The organism is Micromonospora sp. NPDC005220, assembly GCF_040607895.1.
Taxonomy (GTDB): Bacteria; Actinomycetota; Actinomycetes; order Mycobacteriales; family Micromonosporaceae; genus Micromonospora.
In genome coordinates this window covers 1-7395 of sequence record NZ_JBEXHP010000178.1, presented here as the reverse complement: position 1 = coordinate 7395, position 7395 = coordinate 1, and the positions used below count along the sequence as shown (strand labels likewise).

At 68.5% G+C, this 7395-nt stretch carries 7 protein-coding genes; 5 read left to right on the top strand and 2 right to left on the bottom strand.

Going from position 1 to position 7395, the window contains the following annotated elements; genetic code table 11:
• Positions 1 to 38: 38 nt before the first annotated feature.
• The gene (locus ABZU52_RS31115; protein WP_354974495.1) at positions 39 to 1463 is read right to left on the bottom strand and encodes a hypothetical protein; all 1425 of its coding nucleotides are present in this window, start codon (positions 1461 to 1463) and stop codon (positions 39 to 41) included.
• A complete protein-coding gene (locus tag ABZU52_RS31110; protein WP_354862881.1) occupies positions 1460 to 1990 on the bottom strand; it encodes a SigE family RNA polymerase sigma factor in 531 nt (176 codons plus the stop codon). The genes ABZU52_RS31115 and ABZU52_RS31110 overlap by 4 nt, the downstream gene beginning before the upstream one ends.
• Before the next feature lie 262 nt (positions 1991 to 2252).
• Here ABZU52_RS31110 and ABZU52_RS31105 point away from each other — a divergent pair, with 262 nt between their 5' ends.
• From ABZU52_RS31105 to ABZU52_RS31085, 5 genes are all read left to right on the top strand, one after another.
• The gene (locus tag ABZU52_RS31105) at positions 2253 to 2534 is read left to right on the top strand and encodes a hypothetical protein (RefSeq protein ID WP_354974494.1); all 282 of its coding nucleotides are present in this window, start codon (positions 2253 to 2255) and stop codon (positions 2532 to 2534) included.
• Positions 2535 to 3022: 488 nt separating this feature from the next.
• Entirely contained in the window at positions 3023 to 4135 is a 1113-nt protein-coding gene (locus ABZU52_RS31100) for a ricin-type beta-trefoil lectin domain protein (RefSeq protein ID WP_354974493.1), read from the top strand.
• A 69-nt stretch (positions 4136 to 4204) separates the two neighbouring features.
• Complete coding sequence (locus ABZU52_RS31095) at positions 4205 to 4489, top strand: hypothetical protein (protein ID WP_354974492.1); 285 nt, start codon at positions 4205 to 4207, stop codon at positions 4487 to 4489.
• A 67-nt stretch (positions 4490 to 4556) separates the two neighbouring features.
• Positions 4557 to 5906, top strand: a complete 1350-nt coding sequence (locus tag ABZU52_RS31090; RefSeq protein ID WP_354974491.1) for an acyltransferase — start codon at positions 4557 to 4559, stop codon at positions 5904 to 5906.
• A 399-nt stretch (positions 5907 to 6305) separates the two neighbouring features.
• Positions 6306 to 7395, top strand: a 1090-nt coding sequence (locus ABZU52_RS31085) for a non-reducing end alpha-L-arabinofuranosidase family hydrolase (RefSeq protein WP_354974490.1), incomplete at its 3' end; no start/stop codon positions are given.

Sequence of the window (7395 nt, the reverse complement as noted above, 5' to 3'; positions counted from 1 at the left end):
GAGCCGTCTTCGGACGGCTCGCCCGCGCTTTCGGTTCGTCAGGGGGTCACCCGGGTAGCCGGGCTGTCGCCCGGCAGGCCCGACATGTCGGCCTCGACCGGCGGCACCGGAGTGGCTCCGAGGACGCTGCCGTCCGTGGAGTACGCGGTGAGGGTGGCCGGCTGGTCCGGGGGTATCCGGGTGGTGCCGGCGTTCGACGCGTCGAGGGTGACCGTGGCGGGGGGTGCGCCGCCGATCGTGACCGTGACGCGGGCCGCGTCCGGCGGGGCGATCACCCGCACCTGGTCCGTCGGCGTGCGGGTGCCGTTGTCAGCCCGGATCCGCCAGCCGATTGGTCGCTGGTCGGCGCCCTCGGCCGGCAGCAGCAGCCGCAGGTCGGTCGACCAGCCGGTTCGGTCGTCGCCGTGTCTGGCGTACGCGATCACCCCGCCGCCGGCAGGCTGCACGGTGAGCAGCGTGGCGGCTTGGCCGTGCCCGCTGCCCGACCAACGCACCCGCACTGTCGTCCCGGCAGCCGGGAGACGACTGTCGAGGAGTGCCGATTGGACGAAGTCGCGCAGGTTGGCATCGTCCAGCGGCGTACCTCGGGCGCCCCGTCGGGCGGCGGCGAGCAGGACGTCCATCTCCGGTCCGGTTGGGTCGATCGCGTCGTACGGGCCGCCGCCCAGGCCCCCCTGGTAGAGCAGGTGGTCGCCACGGCTGACCCGGACGACGGGTTCGCTCCGAAGCGGCGCGGGGGGCAGGACGGCGAACCCGACTCCGCTGCCGTCCGCCCTGGCGAGGTCCTGGTACTCCAGGGTTCCCCTCGGTGTGTACCGAGGGTCGCCACTGATCGTCACGGTGGATTCGGCCGGCCCGACGACGACCGCGAATCCGCCCCGGTCGGGACCGGACTGCATCAGGGTCATCACCGGGTCATCGACGCCCTCGCTGTGGCCGCCGTAGCGCATCTGTTCGGCGCCGGCCCCGGCCGGACCCACGTACCAGACCAGCGCCTCCTTGGTCAGTAGGCCGAGGCGGAGCGGCACCGCGACCAGCGCGACCCGGTGGCCCGGCTGGTCACTGCCGTAAAGCAAACGAATCCGGTCACGATCGCCGACCTTCCAGATGCCGTCCGGGCTCCAGCCACCCAACGGGCTGTCGGTGCTGATCCGCGCCCGCAGCGTGTCCAGCCAGGCCTGATCGCCGGCCAGCGCGCCCCGGGGCGGCGCGTCGAGCAGCGCTGTCGGGGCGGCAGCGACCGCGATGCCAGGTGCCCATCCGGGCAGGGGCACCACGTTGGTCTGGACCCCCACGAGCGCGGCTCCGACCGCAGCGGCCACCACCGCCCGCATCAGCCGCGTCCGCCGGTGCCGTCGCTCGCGCCGGGCGAACCCCGGCCACGGGTCCTCAGGTACGTTGACGCCGTGCGCGGCCTGCCATAGCGCAGGACTGAGCGTCGAATTTGCGAAGCTCTCGGTCATGCCAGTTCCTCCTCGAGCCGTACCGGGGACTGGGAAGCGGGTGGGGCGAACTCCACCCGCATCCGGGCCAACCCGCGCGACGCCTGGCTCTTCACCGAGCCGATGGAACAGCCGAGAACCTTGGCGGTGTCCGCCTCGCTGAGGTCCTCGAAGTAGCGCAGCACCAGAACCGCCTGGGTCCTGGGCGGCAACCGCCGCAGCGCGGTGAGAAGCAGTTGCCGCTCCTCCACCTGCGCGTACGCGTCCGGCGTCGGCGCGCTGTCGGAGGTCAGCAGCGGCACCTCCAGCGGCCGCCGCCGACGCCGCCAGGAAATCGCCGTGTTGACCATCACCCGGCGTACGTAGACCTCGGGCGCGTCCCTGCGCAGTACCCGCCCCCAGCGCCGATGAGTCTTCTCCAACGCCGACTGCGCCAGGTCCTCGGCTGTTCCCCGGTCGCCGGTCAGCAGGTAGGCCGTTCGGAGCAACGGCCCCCACTGTCGTTGTACGAACAGCCGGAACTGTTCGTCGTCCTCGTACCGACTCACGCCACCTCCAGGTCACATCCGCCTCGCGATCACGAGCGGATGCAGAGAGAGACGCGACCGGAGGCGTCCGGGGTTGAGTGGGAAACCGTACGTCGATACGGAATGCCGTGTGACGGTGTGTCACCACTCGGCCTGGCATCGAGCGGCGCGACCAGGGGCTGGACCCGGTCTTGCTGCACCCCGGCGAGGAGTCGTGCCGCGCGGCGCGGGATGAGTACGCGTGCGGATGGCAGGCGCCGCCGGGGCGACCAGAATTCTCCCCATGCGAACGCGAATCATGATCACCCTGGCCGCGGTCGGCCTGGGTGGGCTGCTGGCCACCACCGGTTGCTCGTTCCAGGAGAGCATCTGCGCCGGCGGTGAGTATCCGGCCATCGCGGTGGGCGGGCAGGGCGGCAGGGCCTGCTTCCCGGACGGGCAGGAGCCGACCCCGCCGTACGTCCGCTACCCGGAGGGCAAGGTTCCGCAGCACGTCGACGACGAGTGGGACGTCTACTGGCGCAGCCACGGCATCGACGAGAACAACAACATCATCGAGACCTGAGCCGGCCACCCCACCACGCTGCGTCAGAGCCTTCGGTCGTCCCCCAGGGTTGCCGCTGATGACCGTCTTCTGGTCCACGGTGACCTGGCCGCCGTCGTTGAAGATCCCGCCGGGTGCCGGGGTGGAGATGTCGTCGGTGACCTTGCTTTGGGTGAGGTTGAGCGTGCGCCTCATTCGGCACCGCGCCAGCCGGCGATCGTGATCCACTCGTCCTTCAAGAAGTCGGGGTGTTCCTGGGGCCGCGACAGCCCGACTTCAGGAAATCGGAGTGGATCACACGAGCGGCGCGGGCGGCGAGCGGTATGGACGACGCTCGCCCCGGGCTCCTGGCGTGCTTGACGTGGGCCAAATCAGCGACAAGAATTTACATAGATCGCTGTTAGCGTTAACAAACCGTCCCAGTGCTGCGACGGCATCGTCATGCCGATGTGGCAGCGGTCGCAACGGCCTGACTCCTGGTCAGCACTGCCACCGCAGGGGAGAAATCTATGCGTACGAGGGCAAGATGGCTCGCGGCGACCGCCGCACTCGGTGTTGTCCTTGCCGGGGTGCTGACCTCGACCGGCCCGGCCAACGCGGAATCCAACGGCGGGGTGCGGGTGATGCCTCTCGGGGACTCCATCACCGAGGGCACCCAGGTGCCGGGCGGGTACCGCATCGGGCTCTGGCAGCGGCTCGTCAACGGTCGGTACACCGTGGACTTCGTCGGGTCGCAGTTCAACGGGCCAGCCAGCCTGGGTGACCACGACCACCAGGGGCACCCCGGCTGGCGCATCGACCAGATCGACGCGAACATCGTCGGCTGGCTGAACACCCAACGGCCGCAGACCGTCCTGCTGCACATCGGCACCAACGACATCCTGCAGAACTACAACGTGAGCAGCGCGCCGAACCGGCTCTCCACCCTGATCGACCGGATCACCACCACGGCTCCCACCGCGGAGGTGTTCGTCGCGCAGATCATTCCGCTCTCCAACAGCAACCAGGAGGCGGCCGCACGCACCTTCAACGCGGCGATCCCCGGCATCGTGCAGAGCAAGGTGAACGCCGGCAAGCGGGTGCATCTGGTCGACATGCACAGCGCCCTCACCACCGCCGACCTGATCGACGGCATCCACCCCACCTCCGGCGGCTACGACAAGATGGCCGCCCGCTGGTACAGCGCGTTGCAGTCGGTGCCGGGCAGCATCGGCAACCCGGGCAGCGGCGGCGGACAGACCACCGCGATCGTGGGCGCCCTCTCCGGTCGCTGCGTCGACGTGCCCGGCTCGTCCACCACCAACGGCACCCAGGTGCAGTTGTGGGACTGTCACGGCCGTACCAACCAGCAGTGGACCTACACGACCACCAAGACACTGACCGTGTACGGCAACAAGTGCCTCGACGCCGCCGGCTACGGCACCTCCCCGGGCACCCAGGTCACCATCTACGACTGCCACGGCGGAACGAACCAGCAGTGGAACGTCAACGCCAACGGCACCATCACCGGGGTGCAGTCCGGCCTCTGCCTGGACCCCTACAACGTGGGTACGGCCAACGGCACGAAGCTCGTTCTCTGGACCTGCACCGGCCAGACCAACCAGCAGTGGAGCCGCCGATAGCTCGTGCGGTCGTGCGGGGTGGTCGGATCGCAGATGATCCGACCACCGTCGTCTCCTCAGTCGGTCTTGGTGACCGACGACGCGGTCACCGCGCGGTGCCGGTGGTGGCCTCGGCGCGCCGCGGCCTGCCCTGGGCGTCAGTACGGCCTCGCCTTCGTCCAGCCCGGCCTCGCGGGTCTCGCCACGGTGATCGTCGTCGAACTCGCGATCATCATCAGCATGAGCCTGTACAACCCGGTGCTGGCCACCTACCGGTTGACGTCGGGGTGGCGTCGCCCCGGCCGGCACGTCGAGGCTGCGGACCGGTGCCGACTTGATGCACGTTCCGTCCGCCGCCTGCTGCTTGGCTCATGAAGGGCCGCATACAGTACGGGCACGGCGGTGCCGGTTGGCAACTGAGGCTTGGACGACGGGGGCGGGTATGGGCAAGGCATCGTTGACGCAACTGCCGGCGGTACGGCTCGGTCGAGGGCTGCCGACACTGGCCGATCGATTCGACGCTCGCGCCAACAGCATCGGGCTGTTGCGGATGATTCTGGCGTTCGCGGTGCTCGTCGCGCACTGCTGGCCCCTCGCGCTGGGTCGGCCGATGCTCGGCAGCGCTGAGACGATGCGGCAGGCCGACGTCGGCAAGCTCGCGGTGTATGGCTTCTTCGTCCTCTCCGGCTTCCTCATCACGAGCAGCGCCCTGCGCTTCAGTCCGCTGCGGTACCTCTGGCACCGCGCGCTGCGCATCCTGCCTGCTCTGTGGGTGTGCCTGCTGGTGACCGCATTGGTGTTGGCCCCGGCGATCGCCTATTACGAGCGGGGCACCCTGGATGGCTTCTGGGGCCACCCGCAAGGCCCGTTTCAATACCTGCGGGCGAACTGGCTGCTCGCCATGGAGCAGTGGACGATTTCCGGCATTCTGCGTGACGTGCCCTATGGGCGTGGCATCGAGAGTGGCGGTCCGGTCAATGGTTCATTGTGGACACTGCGCTACGAGGTGCTCTGCTACTTCATGCTGGCCGCACTGGCGGCGACGGCGGTTCTGGCCCGTGCCCGTGGTGCCGCCGTGCTGCTGCTCCTCGGTGTGTACGGGGTCGTCGTCGAGGACTTTGTCCGGGGTGACGGATTCGTCGTACTGCCGGCCAAGCACGGCGTCCTGGGCCCCTACCCGGTCGTCGGGGTCTTCGAGAAACAACTCGTCATCTACTTGACCTTCGCTTTCCTGCTCGGCGCGGTCGCCAAGCTGTACGCGCACCTGGTGCCGATGACCGGCTGGCTGGCGGCTCTTGCCGTCGTCGGGGTCGCCGTGACCGCGCGGTTCGGCGGCTTCTATGTCATCGGGGTGCCGCTGCTGGCGTTCCTGCTGCTGTACCTGGCGGTAGGGCTGCCCCGGTGGCTACACCCGATCGGCCGTAAGCGGGACTACTCGTACGGCATCTATATCTACGCTTTTCCGGTACAACAGATGGCCGCCCTGCTCATCGGCGTGCGGTACGGCTTCGTCACGTACCTGGTGGTGTCGTCCGCCGGCACGCTGGTCCTCGCGGCACTCTCCTGGCACCTGGTCGAGCGCCCCGCCATGGCGCTGAAGGATGTGGCGGTGCCGCTGCCCCCGTGGCGCCATCGCAACGACTCCCCGACTGTGGCGGGCCCCGATGCCACGCCGAGGGCTGCCGTCTCGGGTGCAGACGCACCCGCTCAACCAGCCGTCTCGGGTGCAGACGCGCCCGCTCAGCCAGCCGTCGCCGCGGCAGCGCTCCAGCCGGCCGAGTTGCCGGGCTGAGATAGCCGGCATCGCCAGCAATGGGCGACCGTCGATGTTAACGCGTCCGTGGTGTCTCCTCAAGGGGCCAGCCGTGGTCCGCAGCGGGGATCCGGGGCGATGCCTGCGGAACTCGGTGGAAGGCGTTTCACCTCAAGATCGGCTGCCAACGAGCGGCTGATGTTCCCAGCACGTTACGTCTTGACGAACGGCATGTTATCGCTCACAGTCGATGCCTAAGGACGACGACACCTCGGCTTTCCGGGCAAGCCCTGCTTCGTCGATCTCGAATCAGGCGTGCGCCAGAGCTCGCAGACGTCTTGTTAACGCTAACTTTTCGACGCCCGCATGCTCGGCCACGCGTCGCGGTACGCCCACCTTCGGGCAGGCCGTTCGGCTCTTGGTCACTGAAGGAGGATCATGTCTGCCCTCGATAGGTCTCCATCGATCGCACCGCCGTCACGGCGGCGTTGGTGGTTGCCCCGCCTTCTCGCCGCTGGCGCGGCGGCGTTGATGGTCGGTGGTGCCGCCGTCGCGGTGGTGTCGTCGCCCGCCGCCGCGGCGACCGTCGACACGAGCGCGTGGTACGTGTTGGTGAACCGCAACAGCGGCAAGGCCCTGGACGTCTACAACCTGGCCACGAATGACGGGGCCCGGATCACCCAGTGGACCCGCAACAACGGCAACCAGCAGCAGTGGCAGTTCGTGGACTCGGGTGGTGGCTACTACCGGGTGAAGTCGCGGCTGTCCAACAAGGTGCTGGACGTCTCGGGCTTCTCCACCGCCAACGGCGCCAGCATCGTGCAGTGGACCGACAACAACAGCACCAACCAGCAGTTCCGGTTGGCCGACTCGGACAGCGGCTACGTCCGGTTGATCAACCGCAACAGCAACAAGGTGATGGAGGTGCAGGGCGCCTCGACCGCCGACGGCGGCAACATCGTGCAGTACGACGACTGGAACGGCACCAACCAGCAGTGGCAGTTCGTCCGCGTCGACGGTGGGACCACGCCGCCGCCGACGACGACCCCGCCGCCGGGCGGCACGTGCGACCTTCCGTCGACGTACCGGTGGTCCTCCACCGGGGTGTTGGCGACCCCGAGGTCGGGTTGGGTGTCGCTGAAGGACTTCACCGTCGCCCCGTACAACGGCCAGCAACTCGTCTACGCCACCACCCACGACACCGGGTCCAGCTGGGGTTCGATGAACTTCAGCCTCTTCACGAACTACTCGCAGATGGCCTCGGCCAGCCAGAACGCGATGAACAACGCGACAGTCGCCCCGTCGTTGTTCTATTTCGCGCCGAAGAACATCTGGGTCCTCGCGTACCAGTGGGGTGGCACGGCGTTCTCCTACCGGACCTCGACCGACCCCACCAACCCGAACGGATGGTCGGGGGCGCAGCCGCTGTTCACCGGGAGCATCACCGGCTCCGGCACCGGGCCGATCGATCAGGCGGTCATCGGTGACGGTACGAACATGTACCTGTTCTTCGCCGGGGACAACGGCA

What these genes read in the sequence shown, in the direction of transcription:
- ABZU52_RS31115 (WP_354974495.1), bottom strand. Translation starts at nt 1,463, where the DNA reads ATGACCGAGAGCTTCGCAAATTCGACGCTCAGTCCTGCGCTATGGCAG.
- ABZU52_RS31105 (WP_354974494.1), top strand. Translation starts at nt 2,253, where the DNA reads ATGCGAACGCGAATCATGATCACCCTGGCCGCGGTCGGCCTGGGTGGG.
- ABZU52_RS31100 (WP_354974493.1), top strand. Translation starts at nt 3,023, where the DNA reads ATGCGTACGAGGGCAAGATGGCTCGCGGCGACCGCCGCACTCGGTGTT.
- ABZU52_RS31090 (WP_354974491.1), top strand. Translation starts at nt 4,557, where the DNA reads ATGGGCAAGGCATCGTTGACGCAACTGCCGGCGGTACGGCTCGGTCGA.